The sequence below is a fragment of the Stenotrophomonas sp. Marseille-Q5258 genome (genome assembly GCF_946900935.1).
GTDB classification, from domain to species: Bacteria; Pseudomonadota; Gammaproteobacteria; order Xanthomonadales; family Xanthomonadaceae; genus Stenotrophomonas; species Stenotrophomonas nematodicola.
Genome location: NZ_CAMPPN010000003.1, coordinates 83,621 through 104,550 on the forward strand (window position 1 = coordinate 83,621; position 20,930 = coordinate 104,550).

A 20,930-nucleotide genomic window follows, 5' to 3' on the forward strand; every position below is an offset into this window, starting at 1 on the left:
GCTGCCAGGGACGATGATAGGCGTTGCGCTGCCATCATCCCATCAGGACCTGGCCGCCATCGACAGTGAGCGTGTGGCCGGTGATCCAGCCCGCCAGCGGCGAGCACAGGAACAGCGCGGCCTGGGCGATCTCCTCCGGCCGGCCGAAGCGGCCGAACGGGATGCGTGCCAGGGTCTGGTCGTACAGGGCCCGGTCCTGTTCGCGCCGCCGTGCCCACAGGCCGTCGGCGAACTCGATGGAACCCGGGGCGATGGCATTGACGCGGATCCGGCGCGGCGCCAGCCCCAGCGCCTGCGAGGTGGTGTAGTGCATCAGCGCGGCCTTGGCCGCTGCGTACGGCGCGCCGCCGGGACGCGGCTGCTGCGCGGCGATCGACGCCAGATTGAGAATGCAGGCCTGCTCGGCGCGCTCCAGCCAGGGCAGCGCCAGCCGCGAGGTGCGCACGGCCGCCATCAGGTCGATGGTGAGGCTGGCCTCCCAGCCGGCCTCGTCGTCGCCCATGCCGTAACCGGTTGCGTTGTTGACCAGCACATCGATGCCGCCCAGCGCGTGGGCGGCGTCCTCCAGCCAGCGGCCGATGTCCTCCAGTCGCGACAGGTCGGCCACGCAGGCATGCAGGTCCAGACCGAGCGCCAGGGCATCGGCCCGCAGCGCGGCGAGCCCAGGCTCGCCCCGCGCGCAGACCGAGACGTGGGCGCCCGCCGCAGCGAACGCCAGCGCCATCGCCCGCCCGATGCCCTTGCTGCCCCCGGCGACCAGAACCCGGCGCCCGGTGTAATCCAGGCGCGGACCCTTCGGTTCACCGGCCGGTTCGCGGCTGGCGGCGGAATCGATCACAGGTCGAACTTGATGCCCTGGGCCAGCGGCAGCGAATCGGAGTAGTTGATGGTGTTGGTCTGACGACGCATGTAGACCTTCCATGCATCCGACCCGGATTCCCGACCACCGCCGGTGTCCTTTTCGCCACCGAACGCACCGCCGATCTCCGCACCGGACGTGCCGATGTTGACGTTGGCGATGCCGCAGTCCGACCCGGCCGCCGACAGGAAGCGCTCGGCGGCCTTCAGGTTGGTGGTGAAGATCGACGAGGACAGGCCCTGCGGCACGCCGTTCTGCATGTCGATGGCCTCGTCCAGGGTGCTGTACTTCATCACGTACAGGATCGGTGCGAAGGTCTCGTGCTGCACGACCTCATCGCTGTTCTTCAGACCGGTGACGATTGCCGGCAGCACGAAGTTGCCTGCGCGGTCGATGCGGGTGCCGCCGGTTTCAACGGTGCCGCCGCTGGCCTTGGCCTTCTCGATGGACGCCAGGAACTGCTGCACGGCGCCGTCGCTGTTGAGCGGGCCCATCAGGTTGGCCGGGTCGGTCGGATCGCCGATCTTGCCCTCCACCTGCTTGTAGGCCTTGATCAGCGTGGCCAGCACGTCGTCATGGATGGATTCGTGCACGATCAGGCGGCGCGTGGTGGTGCAGCGCTGACCGGCAGTGCCGACCGCACCGAACACGATGCCGGGGATGGCCAGCTTCAGGTCGGCGGTTTCATCGAGGATGATCGCGTTGTTGCCGCCCAGTTCCAGCAGGCAGCGGCCCAGACGATGGGCAACCTTCTCGGCGACCGTGCGGCCGACCTGGGTCGAGCCGGTGAAGCTGATCAGCGGCACGCGCTTGTCGGCCACCATCTTCTCCGACAGCGCGGTGCCGGCATCGTTGATCAGGAAGAACAGGTCCGGGAAGCCACCGTCGCGCAGCGCCGCGTTGCAGATGCGCATGGACGCGATGGCGGTCAGCGGGGTCTTGTTGGACGGCTTCCACAGGCAGATGTCGCCGCAGATGGTGGCCAGGAACGAATTCCACGCCCACACCGCGACCGGGAAGTTGAACGCGCTGATGATGCCGACCAGGCCGAGCGGCTGGTACTGCTCGTACATGCGGTGGCCGGGGCGTTCGGAATGCATGGTGTAGCCGTACAGCATGCGGCTCTGGCCCACGGCGAAGTCGGCGATGTCGATCATCTCCTGCACTTCACCGTCGCCTTCGGGCTTGCTCTTGCCCATTTCCAGGGCAACCAGCGACCCCAACGCGTCCTTGTGGGCGCGCAGCGCTTCACCGCACAGGCGCACGGCTTCGCCACGGCGCGGAGCCGGGGTGGTGCGCCAGATTTTGAAGGCTTCCTGGGCGCGCGCGATGATGGTTTCGTAGTCGGCGTCGGTGGTGGCGTACACCTGCGCGATCGCCTCGCCGGTGGTCGGGTTGACCGGGGTGATCACGCCGGCGTCGGTGGCGGTGGACCACTCGCCGTTGCCGAGGTAGGTGCCAGCGTTGGTCGCGTCGAGGCCGAGGGCCTTGAGCAGGTCAGAGGACATGCAAACTCCTGTTGCGAATCAAAAAGGGCGCAGCCGCTGGCAGGGTGGGGTGCGGCATGCAGAACCACCATTCTAACGTAGTGCCGCCTGCTGGCCGGCACCCCGGTGGGAGCCGGTAGAATAGGCGCCCAGCTCGCAAGCCCCCAGGAATCTGAATGAACGTTACCGTTGCGGAAGGTGTTGTCGTCGGGAACCGTCTCCAGTTCGTGCTGTTTGGCGGCCTGAACGTGCTCGAAGACCTCGACTCGACCCTGCACGCGGCCGAGCACTTCACCACGGTCACGTCCCGGCTCGGCATCCCGTACGTGTTCAAGGCGTCGTTCGACAAGGCCAACCGCTCCTCGATCAAGTCCTTCCGCGGCGTGGGCCTGGACGAAGGCCTGCGCATCTTCGAGGAGGTCAAGCGCCGCTTCGGCGTGCCGGTGATCACCGACGTCCATGAGGTTGCCCAGGCCGCGCCGGTGGCAGACGTGGTGGACGTGCTGCAGATCCCCGCGTTCCTGGCGCGCCAGACCGATCTGGTGGTGGCCATCGCGCAGACCGGCCGTGCGGTCAACATCAAGAAGCCGCAGTTCCTCAGCCCCACCCAGATCACCCACATCGTCTCCAAGATCCGCGAAGCGGGCAACGAGAAGATCATCCTGTGCGAGCGCGGTGCGCAGTTCGGCTACGACAACCTGGTCGTGGACATGCTCGGCTTCCGCGAGATGATCGAATCCACCGGTGGACTGCCGGCCATCTTCGATGTCACCCACAGCCTGCAGCGCCGCGACGCCGGCAGCGAGGCGTCCGGTGGCCGTCGGCGCCAGGTGGCCGAACTGGCCCGGTCGGGCATGGCGCTGGGCCTGGCCGGCCTGTTCCTGGAAGCCCACCGCGACCCGGACCATGCCCGCTGCGACGGCCCCAGCGCGCTGCCGCTGGCCGCCCTGGAACCGTTCCTGACCCAGATCAAGGCCGTGGACGACCTGGTCAAGGGCTTCCCGGAACTGGACATCCACTGACCCGCGCCCACCCGCAGCGTGGCGACGGCCTTGGTCCTGCCGCTGAATGTGGGTATCCTTCACGGCTGCACGCGCGCCATGCCGCGTGCAGCCTGCGGCATCGCGGCGCGCCCGCACCGCACATGGCCCCGTAGCTCAGCTGGATAGAGCGTCCCCCTCCTAAGGGGAAGGTCGCCCGTTCGAATCGGGCCGGGGTCACCATAAATCAAAGACTTAGACCATCACTCACGGTCGCCCGATGCTCTATTGCGCTCGGATTTGGTCGCAAATTGGCACAGTTGGCACAGCTAGGCCGCTCCCGCATTCACCCGAGTCCTGTTGCGGTCGCGCTGGGTCTGGGCCTTGTCTACGTCTACGCAGCTAAGACGTCGAGGCGTGGCACGACTAGGCCAGGAGAGAAGAATACCGCTTCACTTCCTCGATACTTCCTCTGGGCTGTGTAGTTGAGTGAGTAGCCAATCCCGCGAGAGGATTCGTACATTGCACGAATCTCTGGCGCGTCATCATATGAGACCACCCAAGGGGTCGCGAACGTGCTTGATTGCAGCTCGTTGGCGATACTCTGGTGGTCACTGGGCGAGTAGTAGTTGCGATATAGACCCTTTCCTTTAACGAAATAGGGCGGGTCGAGGTAGATTAGTCCACGACCTTCAACTATTTCGCTTGCACGGCGAATTAGGCTAAGTGCGTCCTCGCAATAAACTGAAATTCTGTGTGCTTGCTCGGCAATGAGCTCGATTCTCTTAATCAGAACATCTTTCTTGTAGCGGGCATCGAGCTTGTAGGTGCCACTCTGGGATAGTCCTCCAATTACGCCGCCCTTAAGTATTCCCGACCTGTTGGTGCGGTTGAGAAATAATGTCGCGAAGCCCTTCTCTGTCTGAGAAACATCAATAACTCCTCGAACAATATCTCGCCACTTGAACCATTCCTCCATGGTCACCGGCGTATCTCGAATCAACCTCAGTAGTCCGTCCGCGTCGGATACAACTGCCTGCCAAAAGGCATGCACTGCGGGATCTATGTCATTGATGTGAATGTGCGATGCCAGTCCGCTGAACAGCACATCTAGAGCTACGCCAGCGCCGCCGGCATAGGGCTCTAGGTAGTGCCCGCCGTCCAGTCCATTGACCTGCATCACGCGGCTGATCACTGGCGCGAACGCAGCTTTCCCGCCGGGGTAGCGAAGAGGTGTGAAGAGTCGGTTGGAGTACAAGGCTAGTCCTGGGCGGGGATGGGCGGAAGGCCAAGGCTGGAGTTTATAGTGTTCACACGATCAACAAAAGCCTTTACAAAGGCGGCTGAATCAACACCTTTTGCATAGTACGTGACGTACTTCTTGAATTCCTTTGGTGAATTATCTGCCCACGCTTTGCAGCGAGCTATCGAGACTATCTTTTCGTCCGCAATCGAGTTTGGCGAAAGCGCCTCCAGTCCAGCTTGTTTGAACTCGTCAAGGAATGCGTCGCGCTCTTTGTCGAAGTGAATGAAGAAGTCATCATCGTTCGCCAGTTCCACGATATGGAGAATTATTCTTCTCTCGATCGCAAGGTTTGCCGGATCCGGCAGCTTGATGAAGAGTGACTTATTCTTGATCTTCGCGGTGACCGTCTCGGCAACGTCGCCATCGAAAAGAACCAAGGAGCCTTCGAGAAGCAGCGGGAAAGAAGTGCAGAGTTTAGCTAGTTCACTGTACGCAGTACCGGGCTTGTCGCCATCAGGCGCCAGAGAGCTGTGAAACTCAACAAGGGCCAAAATACTTTGGGATCTAATAAGGCGCTTGGCATAATGGATTGCGTACTCGTCTTCACAGAAGACGTCAATCTTCCGTGCCTTTGCTGCGGCCTCAGGAGTTGATAGGGTCAATTCTCGAAAGGCTATCTCTGCTGGAGGGTTGTACAGTACTGGCGTATTCTTCCCTTTTGCCTTCCCCTTGCTGATGAAGTTCATCGCAATTCGGTTGGCCGCCATGTCCTTAGGATAGGTCAGGTAAGCGTGCTGTATAAGGTGGAGCGAGTGGGTGGTCACAACTACTTGAACATTGTTTTTCTGAGACCAGCGGTAGAGATAGTCAAACAGTCGATTCTGGGCGGCTGGATGGAGGCTGCTCTCGAACTCGTCAATGCAGAGGATGCCGTTTGAAGTGCCATCCTTTGCCAGGTTGCGCATGAAGCCCGCCAACTTATTGAATATTGCGCCAAGATTGTCTTCTCCGGACGAGATTGCGGTCCAATCATAAAGGGCTTCCGCGCCAGAAGGTGCGAAAGTCGTCTTCAATGACTTCTCTCGCACCGGCGTGAATGCGGTGTACTCGCTACTTGGGAATACCTTCTCATAGAAGTCGACCAGAGCTGCCGCCTCCTTTTTGTTGAGCTGGGTGTTCTCTTCGAGGTCTGGCTTGGCCTTCGTATCCACCATCGGGAATAGGCGCTTAAGATTCAGGAACGAAGTATTAAGGGCGAAGTTACCGTCTCCCTTTTCCGATCCCGATACGACAACGCGATGCCTATTTGTTTTATCGCCGACCCAGTAAATCCTTACCTGCTCGGAAAGCAGACCCTCTGGTGTCTGGAGGAGTAGGTCATAAGTATATTCATCCGTATCGTGATCTGGCGAAAGCCTAAATACGTTTGATAGAATCGTTTTCAAGGGTGCGCCGAACGCGTCGCGCGCATCGCTATCGAATGGATGCGCGATCAGCCCGAGGATTGAGGTCTTCATCGTTCCATTTCGACCGGAGATCACGGTTAGATGATTGCCGAGTCGTACATCTTGATTCTCGAGAGTTCGGAATTTATTGATTCTGATTCCCAAGATTCTCTGAATGGGAATTTCTTTATTGTCCTCATATCCAAGATCCGCCTTTGGCAAGGCGCCCTCAAAGCTATCCATGTCTCCAACGATCCTTCTGCAGCGGCGGCGAGTGGCCGAAGCATAGCCGAAGCGGATTGATGAGGGAGCAGGGCCTTAGAAGCGAAGCTTCGACACAGCCCGCTCATCGCCGTCGGGAGTCAGATGGGCGTAGTACTTCTCCGTCGTAGCGTAATCCGCGTGTCCTGCGAGGAGTTGCACGCGGCGCAGCGGCACGCCAGCCATTACCATGTGTGCGCAAAAGGTGTGCCGGAGCCGATGAAGGTGCCCACCTACGCCTGCCAGCTCAGAATCCCTCTTGAACCAGTCCGATACGGTGTCCTTGTGCACCGTGACTAGAGGATCGGGCAGGTGGCGCAGCGCCCACCTGGCATGGCGGTTGAGGGGAACCTCCCGCCACTTGCCAGACTTTGTGCGGCCTTCGCCGCTCTCGTCAGGGTCGCTCTCCACCAATAGGCGACTGGCCACTACCGAGCTTTTCTCAAGACCGATGATCTCGCCCCGCCGCAGCCCGGTGTGGGCCATGAAGAGCCACAGCGGCGCCCGCCCAGGGTTCGCGCGATACAGCCGGCGCATTGCCGCCCGGTCATAGAACTTGACTGCTACGCTCCGCACGCCGCGAGGCGCCTTCACTGAGGCCAGCGGGTTCACGTCCAGCTCTTTCCATTCGACGCCGCGGTTGAACGCCGCCTTCAGCCGTCGAATCTCCGTCCCCACAGTTTCCTTAGCCGCCTTGTCGTCCAGCAGCCTGGCGCGCTTGTACTGCTCCACCTTGACCGCTCGGATGCTGTCGATCGGCCTGTGGCCGAAGCGCTCGATGAAGCGCTTCACCTCGCTCCTGGCCTTCGAAATGGTGGTCGGGTGCTCGGCCTCGTACCAGTCCAGATACCACTCCAGGTAGTCGCGGACCTTTGGCAGCCGGGCAAGGATCCGGACACCGTGCGTCAGCTCTGCTTCTTTCGCGGCACGAATTCTCTCCGCCTCACGGGCGTCAGGTTGCCCAATGGACCGGCGAAAGCGTTCGCCGCCTTCCGCCCAGTCGAGGTAGGCCTTTGTGCCACGCCAGTAGAGTCGAACCTTTGCCATTCTTCCGCACCTTGGATCGCGGCATAGAGCGCCGCCTTCTCGTACAACTGCTTTCCCATGAAGCGTCGGGGTGTCAGTCCGTAGTTCAGGGCGTTTTTGCGAAACTGGCTGTTGGAAACGCCGCAGTAGTGTGCGGCTTCCTCGACCGTCAGCCAGTCCTTGCCCGACAGGCCGAGCTTCTCAGCCGCGCCCATAGGAACCTCCGGTTCGCGAGCCCGGCGGGGAGGCTAGGGTCATGCCGAAGTCCAACTGCACGACTTTGGCTGCGGCCGGCGTATCGATCGCGGGCAGAATCTTGCGCGCGCTGCGGGCGGGTCGGTTGATGCGCCGCCACTCCGCAATTGCCGCGTTGGGCTCTGCGTGCTTGCTGGTCGCCCTGCAACGGCATTCGACCAGGTGCCCGCCGCCTGCGGCGAGGCAGCGCAGATCGTAGATGTGGCGCGCGCTGTGACCGGCGGCGCATGCCGGCAGCCCCTCGGGGTGGCTGATGTGTCGCTGGGTCATATGGCACCTCGGTTGTGGCGGCGTGGCAAAGCTGTGCAACAATCCAGAGAATCGACAAGGAAATCGGTATGCCCATAGGACAGTTGGCCCACACCCATTTGCCGTACTGCATTCAGAAGACGGCGGACGGCAAGTGGCTTGTGCTTAACCGGAACTACAAGCCTCTTGGCGTCGTGAGCAAGGACTGGGTGGACTACGACAGCCACCCTGATCGTGTGCCTCTTGATCACATAAGCGTGGCCGCTCTGACCCGAGTCGCGGCGTACCAGATGGATGACGAAGAGGGCAATCCCGTCACCATCTTTTTCTATAAGGATGGGCAACGAATCGCCGACACCGACGTGGGCTGGAGTTCCTATGCCGAGGTCCTTCAGGTATTGGGTCGAGCGAAGGTTAAGTAGTGCCGTCATGCGGCATCCGCCATTGATGCCATTGGCAAAAGCACCTGCGGACGGATGCAGCTACGCGGAGCTTTACGAACTGCTCGCGGCAGCCGGAATGCCTGCGAAGGAGAACCGTGACCGCGTCATCTCGATTCTGCGCTACCTGGTCGCGCGCAATTACGTCGCGAGGGTGGGTGTTGCCGGGACCGCCCGTTCCAGTTTGACCGGGAAGGCGATGGAGAAGCCCCGCCTCAACGAGGCGCAGCAAGCCGAGCGGAGGCGGGAGAAAGGTCGGCGCCGCGCGGCGCGGCGGAAGGCACGACTGGAGCACTTTCGGTCCGAGCCGGTTGCGGCGCTCGGCGCACGCGCGGCGCTGATCCCCAAGCCGGCACGGAAGGCAGCAGGTCCGTCCGTCCTGGGGGAGACCGTTGCGGAGTTCGTGGCGCGCGGTGGCCGGGTACAGCGGCTGTCGGCGAGTTGGGAGCAGATGGAGCGGACTGCGGCATGAGCAGGGCGAAGACCTACGAGCGCGAGACGCTACCAGACGGTTGGGCGGCGCTGTTGCCCTGTCCCTTTTGCGACAGTCCCGCGCGCCTCACCATCGCGTTCTGTCTCTACCGACCCGACCGCGCGAGCAATGCCTGGGTAGAGTGCTCTCGGTGTGGCGCCACCGCTGGCAGCTTTGAGGTGGTGGAGAAGCCGATGACCGATTCGGAGATTGCGCGGAAAGTTCCGAGAGCATGGAATCGACGCGGTCGCACGCAAAACGCGGCGTGGAAGCTGGCCCGCATCGCCGCCATCCTCGGGTCTGACTTCGTTGAGCGAGTGGGCTCTCCGGAGGTGCAGGGTGGCTGAGCGCGCGCTGGAGCTGGTGCTCCCCTGGCCGAGCAAGGACCTGTCGCCGAACGCGCGTGTGCACTGGCGCGCTCGTTCGAAGGCGACGAAAGTCGCCCGCCGGACTGCTGTGATGCTGGCTTTTGAGGCCGGCTGGAAGAGCACGCAGCTGCCTGAGGGCAGGCTGCACCTGTGGATCGACTTCTACCAGACGCCGAAGAAGGTACTGCCCGACGACGACAACCTGCTGCTGCGATTCAAGGCGTACCGAGACCGGCGCGATCCCGCGCGTCCAGGAGGTCGCAGATGCCGTATCCCATTGGCCGGATGCTTGCCGTTCCCGTGGTGGTGGGTGCGCTGATGCTGCCGTTCTGCAGTCATGCCGCGATCCCGAGGGTGAATGCCGAGTGCCCGGGTGGCGTGCAGATCCACGCCGACGAGGGCGGTTCGGTCTATGTGGACGGCCGCGAGGCGGTGCTGAAGCGTTTCAGCGATACCTACTACGAGGCGCGTGACGACAGGAGCGGGCTGAAGGTGTCGCTGAGCACCGGTGCGGACGGATCGGCGCAGGTGTCCTATACCGGCAGGGGCGGGGCCAACGGCGTGTGCCAGGTAACCACCGCCACTGGCACCCCGCCACCGGCGCATCCTCACCATGACGACGCGCGCCGCGATGACGGGGACGATGACAACCTGCCCAATCAGGTGACCTGCGAATCGGACGATCAGCGGCAGACGTCCTGCGACATGAACACGCGTGGCACCGTGATCGTCGATCGCCAGCTCAGCCACGCCCGCTGCGTCGAGGGGCAGACATGGGGGCTCTCGCGTCACTCGGTGTGGGTGAGTGGTGGCTGCCGGGCGGTATTCCGCAATACGTCCGCGCCCACGCGTTCGTCTGCCGCCGCTGGCGGTGGCAACGCCTTGGCCGCCTGCAATGCCAGGAAGGGCGAGGACGGTACGCTGGTGACCCAGGTGCCGGTCGGTGAGCGCTACATGGAAGTCATCGTCGACTATGCCGACGGACGCCATCTGTGCATGGTCGGCAACGACGGCACGGTGTCCAGCCTGACCCGCATGCGCCAGCGCTGACGTTCGATGCCCCGCGTGGCACTCTTCCCCGATGCGGTCAGGGAGTGGCTCATGATGAGATTCAACGGCGGTGTGCTGGGGGCGGCCTGTCTGCTGCTGGCTGCGTGCGCAACCGGTCCGAAGGCGTCGGACAACGCGGTGTGCACGCAGATCGATGCGTGGGGAGAGGGGCTGTCGCCCGGACAATCCAGTTCGGTGGAGCTGGTCCGCGGTGGCGTCTGGATGGTCAACCATTACAAGCGTTGCACGCACGCCGAGGGCGACCTCGCGGCCACGCGGTTCTGCGCCTGGCTGATGGACAACACGTCCACCGAGTTCATGGAATACAACGTCAACCGCGCGCTCGCCTGCCTGCAGGGGCAGCGCATCGTGGGTTACCTGGGCAACACCGGCGTGGATGCCTGGTCGGGCACCGCACGGTTCACCCGGCTGACCGCGTCGGAGGATATGTTCCGGGTCGAGCTGCGCTATGCGCTCGACTACAGCGCGCCTTCGGAAGAGACCATGATGCAGCTGACACTGACGGCCCTGGACTGAGTTCCCGGCGCGACGTCAGCGCGGCAACGGCGCGGTGTCGCAGGCGACGCGGGTCATGGGGAAGTCCACGGCCCTGCCAGGATCATCTGCCGCGCCTTCGATGCGGGCCAGCAGACGGGTGTCGCCGTCGCGGTGATAGATCACTCGCTGGGGAAAGTCGTTGTCGGGGTTTTCGAAACGGGCTTCCTCCGCACTGATCCGGATCGCCCGGAACGCGGTGCGATCCTGACCCCCGGGCCAGGCAATGAATGCCAGCGCGCCGTCGTCCTGCCGGCGCAGTTGCATGAACTCGAAACCGACGGTGCGGCCGCCCTTGACGGTGCGGCCGATGCCGAACATCGTCCCGCCCGCGGGCGTGCTCCACTGCTCGCCGCTGCCAGCGTCGGCGCCGTCGCGCGCCCAGCAGCCGGCCAGCCACGCCAGAGGGGCCAGGTCCGATGCAGCCGGCGGGGCCGCCGATACGCCGGCCGCCGTGAGCAGTCCAAGGGTGAGCAGCGTTCTGCGCATGGTCGACGTCCCGCGGGGTGATCGGGGAAGTGTACGGCCGGATGCGTGTCCTCGCCCGTCGTTGACATGGCCAGGGCCATGCTCGGTGCATCTTTCTGCAGGAGTACCGCGCATGCGTGTCTTCGATGCCCACGCGCACGTCCGTGCCGGGTCACATGCCGTCGCGCAGGTGCCACAGCCCGGCCAGCCACCGACCGCGCCGCCGGCCCCGGTCGAAGAACCGATCCGGCAGGACCCGCCACCGCGTGAGCCGCCGAACGAAGTGCCCCCCGAGCGCGATCCGCCGCCTGACCCGCCGCCGCGCGAAGAGCCCCCCGGCGAGCCGCCGCCGGCCCCGCACGCAGCGCGGAGGTGCGCCGCCTAGTCGCGACGGGCGTGCGCGTCTGCGCGCGTGCGGCCGTTGCCGCGCAGTTCGGCGGTGACATCGTGAATCAACCCGGCAACTTCGTTGGCCAGGCGGCGGCTGTCGGCGACCGAGCCGTAGAAGCGGATCGTCCGGCCCGACATGAGCACCCTGGCCAGGCCGAGCTCACCTTTGAGTGCTTCCACCTGGCGGCGAAAGACCACGAGCCACGGGGCCGAAGGTTCGACATCCAGCATCGCGGTGATCGCCTCGTCTTCCTCAGGATCGACATCGGCCTGGAGATCGGGCACGTCGAAGCCCAGCAGGCGCGGCGCGCTGCGGTCTGGATCGGGTGTGTTCATGCCGGCATGGTACGCGCTCTTGGACATGGGTGCCTGCCGGTTCTGCAATTGATACCCCATTTCACATCTGGTGTGAGTGATAGGTTCTCTCTGCTGCACATGAAGGTGCAGTTTCACGAGGCCTGCGGCGGCGCCGTGGGCCTCATGACAACATCATGAGAGGACTGCAGATGAAACGGATGGCATGGCTGTTGATGGTGGCGGGCGTGGCAGGGTCGGGTGTGGCCGCTGCACAGGACGCGGAAACAGACGAGGAACTGGCGGTGGCGGTGAAGGCCTACATGGCCGGCCACGATCAGGTGACGATGGACGAGGCGGTACGCCGGCTGCAGGTCCAGGCTGAACTGGCTCCGTTCAGCGAGAATCTCCAGGGCGAGTTCGCCGAGCGGTTCACCGCGATCCGGCTGATGCACGCTCCCGACCAGTACATCCGCGTGGATCTCAAAGGCGATCGCCCGGTGCCGTCGCGGGTGATCCGCACGGCGAGCGGCGAGACGCGGGTGGAATTCCGTGTCGGACGCACCTTCACCCAGGAGGAGTTCCGCACACGGATCAAGGACACCGCCCCGTTGATCCGCAGCCTGATTCCGGGCGTATCGGGCATCACCGGCTTCGCGGGCGACAACCGCGTTGTGGTGAGTATCGAAGGCAATGCCGACGAGGCCGCCCGGTACGCGCGGGTGCTGCCGAAAATCGAGCGCGTATCCGGGTTGAAGGTGGAGCTGGAGCACTCGCAGGGCAGGGAAAGCAACGCGTCCAATGCCAGCGGCGGCGCGGTACTGCAGAACAACAATGACTACTGCACCACCGGCTTTGCCGTGCTGCACAAGGCCACCAACACCCGCGGCATCATCACCGCCGCGCACTGTCCGGATGCGCTGATCTACGGCAACTACGGCAGTACCCAGAACAACACCAAGGTGACCTTCCCGCTGACGTTCCAGAATGCCATTTTCGACGGCAGTCATGACGTGCAGTGGCACACCATCCCGGCGCCACACGGCGTGACGCAGGAAGTGTTCGGCAGTTCGAACAGCGAGTATGGCAAGCGCTCGATCTTGTTCATGTATGCCGCACCGATGGAGGACTCAAACCTGTGCTTCCGTGGCGCGGTGTCCGGCTACAGCTGTGGCCGGGTGGTGTCGGTGACGCACGTACCCGAAGGCACCTGCGGGGCGAGCATCGCCTGCAACCCGGACTGGGTACGGGTGGAGGGCAGTGCACTGTCCTGTACCGGCGGCGACAGCGGTGCGGCGGTGTTCTGGCAGAACTCCGGCTTCGGCATCGTCAAGTCCGGCAAGTGGACCGGCGTCGGTGCAGGCAACTGCGACAGACTGACGGTGATGCCGTTCGGCCGTGTGTCCGCATTGGGCCTTCGCGGCCTGTAGTCCACGCCACACGGGAGCAGGGCGTGTTCGCCGCCGCGTGGAGGCGGCGAACACGTCTCCGGCACGCGGCGTGAACATGGTTCAGACGATGCGATGACGTGGCTGAATCGCAGGATTTTCGTGTCACGCGGGCATCATCTGCAATGCGGAAAAGTCATTCCACCCGAGCAACACCACGGGCTTCCCGGAACAGACTGGAGTACACCGCAGTGACTACTGAATCGAAGACCACGCACAGCTTGAACGACCTCATCGAGATTGCCCGCGACGGCAAGGCGTTCTACACCGAGGCGGCGGGCAAGGTCGAAGACGCCGAGCTTGCGGCGCTCTTCACCCGCATCGCCGGCGTCAAGGACGAGATCGTCCGTTCGCTGAGCACGACGGTGCTCGCCGCCGGTGGCAAGCCCGCCGATCACGGCACGTTCGTCGGCAGCATGCAGCAGTTCTACGGCAAGGTGCGTGCGACGCTGGGCGACACGCAGTATGGCTATGTCGCCGAACTGGAAGAGTCCGAAGACCGCCTGCTGAAGGCGTTCAAGGATGCACTGACCGATGCCGACACTCCGCCGGCTGCACGCGACCAGGTGCAGCGCCTGCTGCCGCAGGTGCAGGAATGCCATGCCGTGATGCGCGACCGCAAGCATGCGATGAAGCGCTGACCACACCGACGCCCGTCGTGGCGCACGGCGGGATGTCCAACGAAAACGCCCCGGCAGGCCTGCCGGGGCGTTTTCATTTGGCGCAGTCCGGATCGGCGCGAACGGTATCGGTCGCCTCCGCCGGGGGGGCCGGGTGTCGCAGCGCGCTCACCCAGTCGAGCATCATGCAGTCGATCCGGGTGGCCTGCGCAGGCCACTGCCGTACCAGGTGCTCACGGATCAGGTCATACCGCGCCCACCGCTCCGCCTGGCGCATATCGCTACGCCAGAGCTGGGCGAGCGACTCGCGCGCGAACCTGAATTCCGCTTGCTGATGGGCAGTGGCGGGCATGGCGGCACGTGGTATCCAAGGGCTGCCGCGGGGGCGGCGTGGCGCACTGTGCGTCGATGCCGGAGAGGTTGCAACTACCGTTCGTCTGATTCCCGCGCCGGGTACGTGTTCATGAAGATCGACTGTCGGAAATCCGATGCCGGGGGCGTTACCGACGGTGACGTACGGGGGTGCGGGAATTGGTGCATACTCGGAACCAGAGACCGTTTTGGATCCCCTATGGAACACATGCGTTGGCTGACGCTTCGTCTTGGCAACAATCAATCCATCGGACCCAAGGCGCTGATGGACCTGTGGTCCAATGCGTGCGAGACAAACCAGTCCTCGGTGTCGCGTGAATCGCTGCCGGGCAAGTCCACCTCCTATGCCCTGCACGCGCCGACCTCGCTGGCCTATCCCAAGCGCGCCGAGCTGCGCATGCGCAAGCTGCTTGAAGAGGCCGGTTACACCTTCACGCTGGGCTCGCTGGCCGATCGGCCGGCGCCGCAACCGGTGCGCTTCCGCTGATCCGGCCTCAGCCGGCGTCCGCAGCGAGCGGGCGCCACATGATGCGCACCGGTACGCCACTGGCGTGGCGGGTCGATTCCAGCCGTTGCCACCCATGCCGGGCGTACAGGCCGCCATCATCGACCTCGGTCTGCAGGTAGAGGTCGCGTACGCCCAACGCCGCGCCGCGCGCCACCAGCGCGTCGATCAGCGTCGCGGCCAGGCCGGTGCCACGGTGCGAGGGCGCCACGTACACGCCGCCCAGCCAGTGCAGGCGCTCTGGACGCTCGGTGCGTTCGTGGAACTTCAGTTGCGCGGCGCCGACAGGTACGTCGTTGTCCACCGCGACCAGCAGCAGCGGCAGCTCGTCTGCCTGCAGGAACACCTCGAGTCGCTGCTGCTCATCGGCGAGCGTGTGCCCGGGCACATGGCACCCCCACGTGTCGAAGTACCACTGGGCGAGGAGGGGCATCCATTCGGGATGCTCACTGAGGACGTAAAACTGCATCGTGGCACCTGCATGAATGGCCGCCCGACTATAGCACCGGCCCGGCTGGAACCGCCGCCGTTTGCGCCCGGCTGACGCCGCGCCCACACTGGGACGTGCCGCCCTACGATGTTCCCCATGTCCGCCTCGCCCGCCTTCCACCTCCGCAGCTACGGCACCACCTCCAGCGTGGACCGCCACGACTTCCTGCAATGGGTGCTGCCGGTGCGCGGCGATCTGGCGTTCGAGCTGGAGGGCAAGGGCGTCGTGCTGGACCGGGTGCTGGGCGCCTGTGTGGTGCCCGATGCCGGTCATGCGCAATGCGCGCGGGGCGACAACCGCTTCCTGATCGTGGACTGCCCGCAGGCGCTGCTGGACGATGATGATCTGCAGGGGTGGCGGCGTCAGCCGCTCTTGGCGCTGTCGCGGCCGGTGCGCGCGCTGGTGGGCGAGGCCGTTGCGCTGGGCGATGCACAGGGGCGGGTGGCGGCGTCGGTGGCGCGGCGCGGACTGCCGCTGCTGCTGCAGTCGTTCGGGCGGGCCGGCGGGCGCGCACGCCTGCATGCGTTGTGCGCCGCCATCGATGCCGAGCCGGGGCAGGCGTGGCCGGTCGCGCGGATGGCGGCGCAGGCCGGTGTCAGCGGCAGCCGGCTGCATGCGCTGTTCCGTGAGGCGTTTGATCTGACGCCGCAGGCCTGGGTGGCAGCCAGCCGGCTGCGCTGGGCGCGTGCGCAGTTGGCCGGAAGCGATCTCCCGATCGCCCAGATCGCGGTGCAGGCCGGGTACTCCGAACAGAGTGCGCTGACCCGGGCATTGCGCCGCGAGTGTGGCGTCACGCCGACCGACGTGCGGCGCAACGCGCGGCAGTAGTTCCGGTCAAGACGGGCAGGGGCGGCGTGCCTACACTGCCGCGTCCAGACTCTGCAGGGCCGCCACAGGCGCATGAATCGATCGATCGGATGGGGTATCGCCAATGGCATCGCAGCCGGTGCGCTGTGGGGCGTGGTGTTTCTGGCGCCGGCGATGCTGGCCAGCTTCCGCGCCGACCAGCTGTCGGCTGGCCGCTATCTGGTGTATGGGCTGATTGCGGTGGTGTTGCTGGCGCCACGCTGGCGGCAGCTGCACGGCCGCCTGGGCATGGCCGAGTGGCGGGGCCTGCTGTGGCTCAGTCTGGCCGGCAACCTGGTCTACTTCCTGCTGCTGGCCACTGCCGTGCAGTGGGCCGGTGGCGCGGCGGCATCACTGATTGTCGGCCTGATTCCGGTGGTGGTCACCCTGGCCGGCGTACGCGAGGAGGGCGCAGTGCCGCTGCGCAGGTTGGCACCGGCGCTGCTGCTGTGCCTGTGCGGGGTGGCGCTGGTCGGCTACGAAGCGCTGCAGGCCGAACATGCGGAGGGGTCGGCCGCGCAACGTCTGCTCGGCCTGCTGTGTGCGATTGGCGCGCTGTTCTCGTGGGCGGTGTACTCGATTGGCAACAGCCGCTGGTTGGCGCGTCGTCCCGACCTGAGCGGGCATGACTGGTCGTTGCTCACCGGCGTGGCGACCGGTGCGCTGGCCCTGCTGCTGGTACCCACTGCCTTCTTCGCCGGGACGCCCGCGCACCCGCCGGCACAGTGGGGCCTGTTCTGGCTGGTCAGCGCCGGTGTGGCGGTGGTGGCCTCGGTGCTGGGCAATGCCTGCTGGAACCGGGCCAGCCGGCATCTGCCGCTGACGCTCACCGGGCAGATGATCGTGTTCGAGACCCTGTTCGCGCTGCTGTACGGATTCGCCTGGCAGCAACGCTGGCCCACGCACATGGAGGCGGTGGCGATCGTCTGCCTGGTCTCCGGCGTGCTGTTGTGCGCGCACGCGCATCGGCCGCCGCGGGCGGTGGCCGAGCACGCCGGCTGACCGCCAGGCCGCACGCTGCAAGGATGGTCACATTCGCAACCGTTTCGCCGAGGTTGCGTGGCGTTGGCCGCATCGGCTTTTTTGCAACGCAGCACTTGACAGTCGCGGGGCCGGCGTAGTTTTCTTGCCGCATGGACCTGCGTACCGCCACCGCCCTGACGTCGCTTCCCGCCTCTGCGGGTCGCGCGGTCGTGGCTGCCGGTACCACCACCATTACCACCGTCACCACTCGCCTGGTGCGGCCCGTCGTCTTCGCGTAATTTCCGAAAACCACGGCCCCGCACCCAGATCAGGTTGCGGGGGATGCCTTCAGCCTGAATGACGCGGGGCCTCGAATCGAGGTCAGCATGTCTTCTGCCGCCGTTCCCCCCTGTTCCGACGAAGCCCCTGTTGCTGCCGCGCCGTTGCGCGCGGTCACCGCGACCGTGGTCCACAAGTTCGGCGGTACCTCGGTCGCCGATGCCGAGCGCTACCGCCATGTCGCGCACCTGCTGCTGGCGCGCGAGGAGGCGACCCAGATCACCGTGGTGTCGGCGATGAAGGGGGTCACCGACGCGCTGATCGCCCTGGCCGGGCTGGCCGCCGACAACGCGCCCACCTGGCGGGACCACTGGCACGACCTGCGCGCGCGGCACCGCGGGGCGGCCGTGGCGCTGCTGGGCGAGCATGCCGGTGCGACCGTGGAATGGCTGGATGCGCGTTTCGACCAGTTGGCCGAAGTGCTGGGCGCGCTGGCAGTGATCGGTGAGCTGCCGGCCGAAGTGCTTGATCGGGTGCAGGGCCTGGGTGAGGTGTACTCGGCGCATCTGCTTGGGCACTACCTGCAGGCTTCCGGCGTGGCGTGCGAGGTGCTGGATGCGCGCGACGTACTGGTGGTCGACCGCGGCGAACTGGGCGTGGATGTGGACTGGGCCGTCAGCGCCCAGCGCCTGCAGCAGTGGCGGGTGGCGCACCCGGCTCCCCGCGTGGTGGCCACCGGCTTTGTCGCTCGCGATCGGCGCGACCGCGTGACCACTCTCGGCCGCAACGGCAGCGACTACTCCGGTGCCATTTTCGCCGCGCTGTTCAATGCCGATGAACTGCACATCTGGACCGATGTGGATGGTGTGCTGTCGGCCGATCCGCGCGTTGTCCCCGAAGCCGTGCAGCTGGAGGCGCTGAGCTACGACGAGGCCTGCGAACTGGCCTATTTCGGCGCCAAGGTGGTGCATCCGCAGACGATGTCGCCGGCCATCGAGCGCGGCTTGCCGATCATCATCCGCAACACGTTCCGGCCCGATCATCCGGGGACGCGGATCACGGCCGAGCGCACCGCGTCCGGCCCGATCAAAGGCCTGACACTGAGTCCGGATCTGGCGGTGCTGAACCTGGAAGGCACTGGCCTGATCGGCGTGCCGGGCACCGCCGAGCGCGTGTTCGCGGCACTGCGCAACGCGCACGTATCGGTGGTGATGATCTCGCAGGGATCGTCCGAACACTCGATCTGCTGCGTGGTCCGGCAGGCCGAAGTGGCCCGTGGACGCGATGCGCTGCTGCACGCGTTCGCCCATGAGCTGAGCCTGGGCCAGGTGCAGCGCGTGCAGGTCACCGACAACGTGAGCGTGCTGGCAGCGGTCGGCGACGGCATGGCCGGGCAGCCCGGCGTGGCCGCGCGGCTCTTCGAGTCGCTCGGCCGCGCGCAGGTCAACATTCTGGCGATCGCGCAGGGCTCGTCCGAGCGCAACATCTCGGTGGCGGTGGACAGCCGGCACGCCACCAAGGCGCTGCGTGCGGCACACGCCGGCTTCTGGCTGTCGCCGCAGACCTTCGCGGTCGGCGTGATCGGCCCCGGCAACGTCGGCGCAGCGCTGCTGGACCAGTTGCAGGGTGCGCAGGCGTCGTTGCTGGGCCGGGCCAACCTGGACCTGCGGCTGCGCGCGGTCGCCTCGCGCAGCCGGATGCTGCTGGATCCGCGCAGCCTGCAGGGGCCGTGGCGCGAGGCGTTGTCGGCCGGCGGCGTGCCCAGCGACCTGGACGCCTTTACTGCGCATCTGCTGTCGGCGCACCTGCCGCATGCGGTCATCATCGACTGCAGTGGCAGCGCAGACGTTGCCGACCGCTACGCCGGCTGGCTGGCGGCCGGCATCCACGTGGTCACGCCGAACAAGCAGGCCGGCGCCGGCTCGCTGGCGCGCTATCACGCCATCCGCGACGCCGCCGCCGCCAGCGGTGCGCGCTTCCGTTACGAAGCCACGGTCGGCGCCGGGCTGCCGGTGATTACCACGCTGCGCGACCTGGTCGATACCGGCGACGAAGTGCTGGCCATCGACGGCATCTTCTCCGGCACGCTGGCGTGGCTGTTCAACAAGTACGACGGGCAGGTAGCGTTCTCGGCGCTGGTGGAGCAGGCGCGCGGAATGGGCTACACCGAGCCGGACCCGCGCGATGATCTGTCCGGTGTCGACGTCGCGCGGAAGCTGGTGATCCTCGCACGCGAAGCGGGGCGCGAGCTGAGCCTGGCGCAGGTGCAGGTGGAGAGTCTGGTGCCCGAAGCGCTGCGCCAGACCAGCGTGGAGGGTTTCATGGCCGGGCTGGGCGCAGTGGATGCGGTGTTCGCCGAGCGCCTGGCGCAGGCGCGGGCGCGCGGGGCGGTGCTGCGCTACGTGGCGCGGCTGTCGGCGGAGGGCGCGGCGGTGGGGCTGGTCGAACTGCCGGCGGGGCACGCGTTCGCAGGCCTGCGGCTCACCGACAACGTGGTGCAGTTCACCACGCGCCGCTACTGCGACAACCCGCTGGTGGTGCAGGGGCCGGGGGCCGGGCCGGACGTGACGGCGGCAGGCGTGTTCGCCGATCTGCTGCGCGTGGCCGCCGGTGAAGGAGCGCGCCTGTGAGCGCAGGCACGGACCAGGCCCGGGCGTTCTCACCGGCGTCGGTCGGCAACGCGGCCGTCGGCTTCGACATTCTCGGCCATGCCATTGCCGGCATAGGCGATACCGTGACGGTGCGGCGGATCGATGCGCCCGAGGTGCGCATCGCGGCCATCCGCGGCACCCCGTTCGACCTGCCGTTGCGCGCCGAAGACAACACCGCCGGAGCCGCCCTGATCGCGCTGCGCGAGGCACTGGCGCTGCCGTTCGGTTTCGCGGTGGAGATCGACAAGGGCATCGCGCTGGGCTCGGGCATGGGCGGTTCGGCCGCATCGTGCGTGGCCGCGCTGGTGGCCGCCAACGCGCTGCTGGCGGTGCCGCTGGCGCGCGAGGCGCTGTATCCGTTCGCGTTGACCGGCGAGGCGGTGGCCAGCGGTGGCCGCCACGGCGACAACCTTGGCCCGATGCTGCTGGGCGGGGTGGTGCTGAGCACGGCCGACCGGCTGGTGCCGGTGCCGGTGCCGGCGGGGTGGCACAGCCTGCTGGTCCATCCCGAGGCGGTGCTGGAAACCCGGCGCGCACGCGCGGCCCTGCAGGGCGCGTACGCGCTGTCGGAGTTTGTCGCGCAGAGCGCCAACCTCGCGCTGGTCCTCAGCGGTTGCTACACCGGCGATGCGACGCTGGTGCGCGCCGGGCTGCGCGATGTGCTGGTCGAGCCGCGTCGTGCCGGGCTGATCGGCGGCTTCCACGCCGCCCGCGATGCGGCGCTGGCGGCCGATGCGATGGGGGCGAGCATTTCCGGTGCCGGTCCCAGCGTGTTCGCCTGGTTCGAAGATGCCGCTGCGGCGCAGGCCGCGCAGGCGGCGGTGCAGCAGGCGTTCGCCAATGCCGGGTTCGACAGCCAGGCCTGGGTGTCGCCGTTGAACGCGCCCGGCGCGCATCTGCTGTGAGCGCCG

23 protein-coding genes and 1 tRNA gene are annotated in these 20,930 nt (G+C 65.9%); 14 read left to right on the plus strand and 10 right to left on the minus strand.

The window, feature by feature from the left end; translation table 11 throughout:
• Nucleotides 1-34: 34 nt before the first annotated feature.
• Together OC534_RS02635 and OC534_RS02640 are read right to left on the minus strand one after the other, a co-directional pair.
• On the minus strand, nt 35-835 hold the full coding sequence (locus OC534_RS02635) for an SDR family oxidoreductase (protein ID WP_262071357.1): 801 nt from the start codon (nt 833-835) through the stop codon (nt 35-37).
• Complete coding sequence (locus OC534_RS02640) at nt 835-2,367, minus strand: aldehyde dehydrogenase family protein (protein WP_136003836.1); 1,533 nt, start codon at nt 2,365-2,367, stop codon at nt 835-837. Before OC534_RS02640 ends, OC534_RS02635 begins: the two co-directional genes overlap by 1 nt.
• 155 nt (nt 2,368-2,522) lie before the next feature.
• Between OC534_RS02640 and kdsA the strand changes: the two genes are divergently transcribed.
• Both kdsA and OC534_RS02650 read left to right on the plus strand, forming a co-directional pair.
• A complete protein-coding gene (kdsA, locus tag OC534_RS02645) occupies nt 2,523-3,368 on the plus strand; it encodes a 3-deoxy-8-phosphooctulonate synthase (RefSeq protein ID WP_262071322.1) in 846 nt (281 codons plus the stop codon).
• Between the two features lie 124 nt (nt 3,369-3,492).
• A tRNA-Arg gene (locus tag OC534_RS02650) sits at nt 3,493-3,569 on the plus strand.
• A 151-nt stretch (nt 3,570-3,720) separates the two neighbouring features.
• Here the strand turns inward: OC534_RS02650 and OC534_RS02655 are convergent.
• The 4 genes from OC534_RS02655 to OC534_RS02670 form a co-directional block, all read right to left on the minus strand.
• Entirely contained in the window at nt 3,721-4,584 is an 864-nt protein-coding gene (locus OC534_RS02655; protein ID WP_262071323.1) for a DNA adenine methylase, read from the minus strand.
• Nucleotides 4,585-4,586: 2 nt separating this feature from the next.
• Nucleotides 4,587-6,260, minus strand: a complete 1,674-nt coding sequence (locus tag OC534_RS02660; protein WP_262071324.1) for an AAA family ATPase — start codon at nt 6,258-6,260, stop codon at nt 4,587-4,589.
• Nucleotides 6,261-6,335: 75 nt separating this feature from the next.
• Complete coding sequence (locus OC534_RS02665; RefSeq protein WP_262071325.1) at nt 6,336-7,325, minus strand: tyrosine-type recombinase/integrase; 990 nt, start codon at nt 7,323-7,325, stop codon at nt 6,336-6,338.
• Nucleotides 7,326-7,505: 180 nt separating this feature from the next.
• Complete coding sequence (locus tag OC534_RS02670; RefSeq protein ID WP_262071326.1) at nt 7,506-7,829, minus strand: hypothetical protein; 324 nt, start codon at nt 7,827-7,829, stop codon at nt 7,506-7,508.
• A 68-nt stretch (nt 7,830-7,897) separates the two neighbouring features.
• On the opposite strand from OC534_RS02670, the gene OC534_RS02675 reads away from it, so the two are divergent.
• The 5 genes from OC534_RS02675 (at nt 7,898) to OC534_RS02695 (ending at nt 10,675) form a co-directional block, all read left to right on the plus strand.
• A complete protein-coding gene (locus OC534_RS02675; RefSeq protein WP_262071327.1) occupies nt 7,898-8,230 on the plus strand; it encodes a hypothetical protein in 333 nt (110 codons plus the stop codon).
• A 7-nt stretch (nt 8,231-8,237) separates the two neighbouring features.
• Nucleotides 8,238-8,720: a hypothetical protein gene (locus tag OC534_RS02680; protein ID WP_262071328.1), complete on the plus strand. Its 483-nt coding sequence runs from the start codon at nt 8,238-8,240 to the stop codon at nt 8,718-8,720.
• A 339-nt stretch (nt 8,721-9,059) separates the two neighbouring features.
• On the plus strand, nt 9,060-9,407 hold the full coding sequence (locus tag OC534_RS02685) for a hypothetical protein (protein ID WP_262071329.1): 348 nt from the start codon (nt 9,060-9,062) through the stop codon (nt 9,405-9,407).
• Nucleotides 9,353-10,138 (plus strand): DUF3011 domain-containing protein, encoded by a 786-nt coding sequence (locus OC534_RS02690; RefSeq protein ID WP_262071330.1) that lies wholly within the window; start codon nt 9,353-9,355, stop codon nt 10,136-10,138. The genes OC534_RS02685 and OC534_RS02690 overlap by 55 nt, the downstream gene beginning before the upstream one ends.
• Before the next feature lie 51 nt (nt 10,139-10,189).
• Entirely contained in the window at nt 10,190-10,675 is a 486-nt protein-coding gene (locus OC534_RS02695) for a hypothetical protein (RefSeq protein ID WP_262071331.1), read from the plus strand.
• A gap of 15 nt (nt 10,676-10,690) precedes the next feature.
• On the opposite strand, the gene OC534_RS02700 is transcribed toward OC534_RS02695, so the two are convergent.
• Nucleotides 10,691-11,182: a DUF6265 family protein gene (locus OC534_RS02700; RefSeq protein WP_262071332.1), complete on the minus strand. Its 492-nt coding sequence runs from the start codon at nt 11,180-11,182 to the stop codon at nt 10,691-10,693.
• Between the two features lie 360 nt (nt 11,183-11,542).
• On the minus strand, nt 11,543-11,914 hold the full coding sequence (locus OC534_RS02705) for a hypothetical protein (RefSeq protein WP_262071333.1): 372 nt from the start codon (nt 11,912-11,914) through the stop codon (nt 11,543-11,545).
• A 143-nt stretch (nt 11,915-12,057) separates the two neighbouring features.
• Between OC534_RS02705 and OC534_RS02710 the strand changes: the two genes are divergently transcribed.
• Nucleotides 12,058-13,275 carry a hypothetical protein gene (locus OC534_RS02710; protein ID WP_262071334.1) on the plus strand — a complete coding sequence of 406 codons (1,218 nt, stop codon included), beginning with the start codon at nt 12,058-12,060 and terminating at the stop codon, nt 13,273-13,275.
• 209 nt (nt 13,276-13,484) lie between these two features.
• Nucleotides 13,485-13,934, plus strand: coding sequence for a PA2169 family four-helix-bundle protein (locus OC534_RS02715; protein WP_017356218.1), 450 nt, complete (start codon nt 13,485-13,487; stop codon nt 13,932-13,934).
• A 73-nt stretch (nt 13,935-14,007) separates the two neighbouring features.
• Here the strand turns inward: OC534_RS02715 and OC534_RS02720 are convergent, their stop codons facing one another.
• Nucleotides 14,008-14,265, minus strand: coding sequence for a hypothetical protein (locus OC534_RS02720; RefSeq protein WP_262071335.1), 258 nt, complete (start codon nt 14,263-14,265; stop codon nt 14,008-14,010).
• Nucleotides 14,266-14,484: 219 nt separating this feature from the next.
• Here OC534_RS02720 and OC534_RS02725 point away from each other — a divergent pair, with 219 nt between their 5' ends.
• A complete protein-coding gene (locus OC534_RS02725; protein WP_017356220.1) occupies nt 14,485-14,772 on the plus strand; it encodes a hypothetical protein in 288 nt (95 codons plus the stop codon).
• Between the two features lie 7 nt (nt 14,773-14,779).
• On the opposite strand, the gene OC534_RS02730 is transcribed toward OC534_RS02725, so the two are convergent.
• On the minus strand, nt 14,780-15,259 hold the full coding sequence (locus tag OC534_RS02730) for a GNAT family N-acetyltransferase (RefSeq protein WP_136003950.1): 480 nt from the start codon (nt 15,257-15,259) through the stop codon (nt 14,780-14,782).
• Between the two features lie 117 nt (nt 15,260-15,376).
• On the opposite strand from OC534_RS02730, the gene OC534_RS02735 reads away from it, so the two are divergent.
• The 4 genes from OC534_RS02735 to OC534_RS02750 all read left to right on the plus strand — a co-directional run bounded on the left by OC534_RS02735 (nt 15,377) and on the right by OC534_RS02750 (nt 20,924).
• Nucleotides 15,377-16,108: an AraC family transcriptional regulator gene (locus tag OC534_RS02735; protein ID WP_262071336.1), complete on the plus strand. Its 732-nt coding sequence runs from the start codon at nt 15,377-15,379 to the stop codon at nt 16,106-16,108.
• Between the two features lie 72 nt (nt 16,109-16,180).
• Nucleotides 16,181-17,128, plus strand: a complete 948-nt coding sequence (locus OC534_RS02740; RefSeq protein ID WP_262071337.1) for a DMT family transporter — start codon at nt 16,181-16,183, stop codon at nt 17,126-17,128.
• 347 nt (nt 17,129-17,475) lie between these two features.
• Nucleotides 17,476-19,998 carry a bifunctional aspartate kinase/homoserine dehydrogenase I gene (gene thrA / locus OC534_RS02745; protein ID WP_262071338.1) on the plus strand — a complete coding sequence of 841 codons (2,523 nt, stop codon included), beginning with the start codon at nt 17,476-17,478 and terminating at the stop codon, nt 19,996-19,998.
• The gene (locus OC534_RS02750; RefSeq protein WP_153164224.1) at nt 19,995-20,924 is read left to right on the plus strand and encodes a homoserine kinase; all 930 of its coding nucleotides are present in this window, start codon (nt 19,995-19,997) and stop codon (nt 20,922-20,924) included. The genes thrA and OC534_RS02750 overlap by 4 nt, the downstream gene beginning before the upstream one ends.
• Nucleotides 20,925-20,930 lie beyond the last annotated feature (6 nt).

Bases quoted from the DNA above. Each gene is read 5' to 3' on its own strand.
- OC534_RS02675 (WP_262071327.1), top strand. From the start codon at position 7,898: ATGCCCATAGGACAGTTGGCCCACACCCATTTGCCGTACTGCATTCAG.
- OC534_RS02700 (WP_262071332.1), bottom strand. From the start codon at position 11,182: ATGCGCAGAACGCTGCTCACCCTTGGACTGCTCACGGCGGCCGGCGTA.
- OC534_RS02680 (WP_262071328.1), top strand. From the start codon at position 8,238: ATGCGGCATCCGCCATTGATGCCATTGGCAAAAGCACCTGCGGACGGA.
- OC534_RS02735 (WP_262071336.1), top strand. From the start codon at position 15,377: ATGTCCGCCTCGCCCGCCTTCCACCTCCGCAGCTACGGCACCACCTCC.
- OC534_RS02720 (WP_262071335.1), bottom strand. From the start codon at position 14,265: ATGCCCGCCACTGCCCATCAGCAAGCGGAATTCAGGTTCGCGCGCGAG.
- OC534_RS02660 (WP_262071324.1), bottom strand. From the start codon at position 6,260: ATGGATAGCTTTGAGGGCGCCTTGCCAAAGGCGGATCTTGGATATGAG.
- OC534_RS02695 (WP_262071331.1), top strand. From the start codon at position 10,190: ATGATGAGATTCAACGGCGGTGTGCTGGGGGCGGCCTGTCTGCTGCTG.
- OC534_RS02740 (WP_262071337.1), top strand. From the start codon at position 16,181: ATGAATCGATCGATCGGATGGGGTATCGCCAATGGCATCGCAGCCGGT.
- kdsA (WP_262071322.1), top strand. From the start codon at position 2,523: ATGAACGTTACCGTTGCGGAAGGTGTTGTCGTCGGGAACCGTCTCCAG.
- OC534_RS02730 (WP_136003950.1), bottom strand. From the start codon at position 15,259: ATGCAGTTTTACGTCCTCAGTGAGCATCCCGAATGGATGCCCCTCCTC.
- OC534_RS02670 (WP_262071326.1), bottom strand. From the start codon at position 7,829: ATGACCCAGCGACACATCAGCCACCCCGAGGGGCTGCCGGCATGCGCC.
- OC534_RS02690 (WP_262071330.1), top strand. From the start codon at position 9,353: ATGCCGTATCCCATTGGCCGGATGCTTGCCGTTCCCGTGGTGGTGGGT.
- OC534_RS02705 (WP_262071333.1), bottom strand. From the start codon at position 11,914: ATGTCCAAGAGCGCGTACCATGCCGGCATGAACACACCCGATCCAGAC.
- OC534_RS02665 (WP_262071325.1), bottom strand. From the start codon at position 7,325: ATGGCAAAGGTTCGACTCTACTGGCGTGGCACAAAGGCCTACCTCGAC.
- OC534_RS02710 (WP_262071334.1), top strand. From the start codon at position 12,058: ATGAAACGGATGGCATGGCTGTTGATGGTGGCGGGCGTGGCAGGGTCG.
- OC534_RS02640 (WP_136003836.1), bottom strand. From the start codon at position 2,367: ATGTCCTCTGACCTGCTCAAGGCCCTCGGCCTCGACGCGACCAACGCT.
- thrA (WP_262071338.1), top strand. From the start codon at position 17,476: ATGTCTTCTGCCGCCGTTCCCCCCTGTTCCGACGAAGCCCCTGTTGCT.
- OC534_RS02725 (WP_017356220.1), top strand. From the start codon at position 14,485: ATGGAACACATGCGTTGGCTGACGCTTCGTCTTGGCAACAATCAATCC.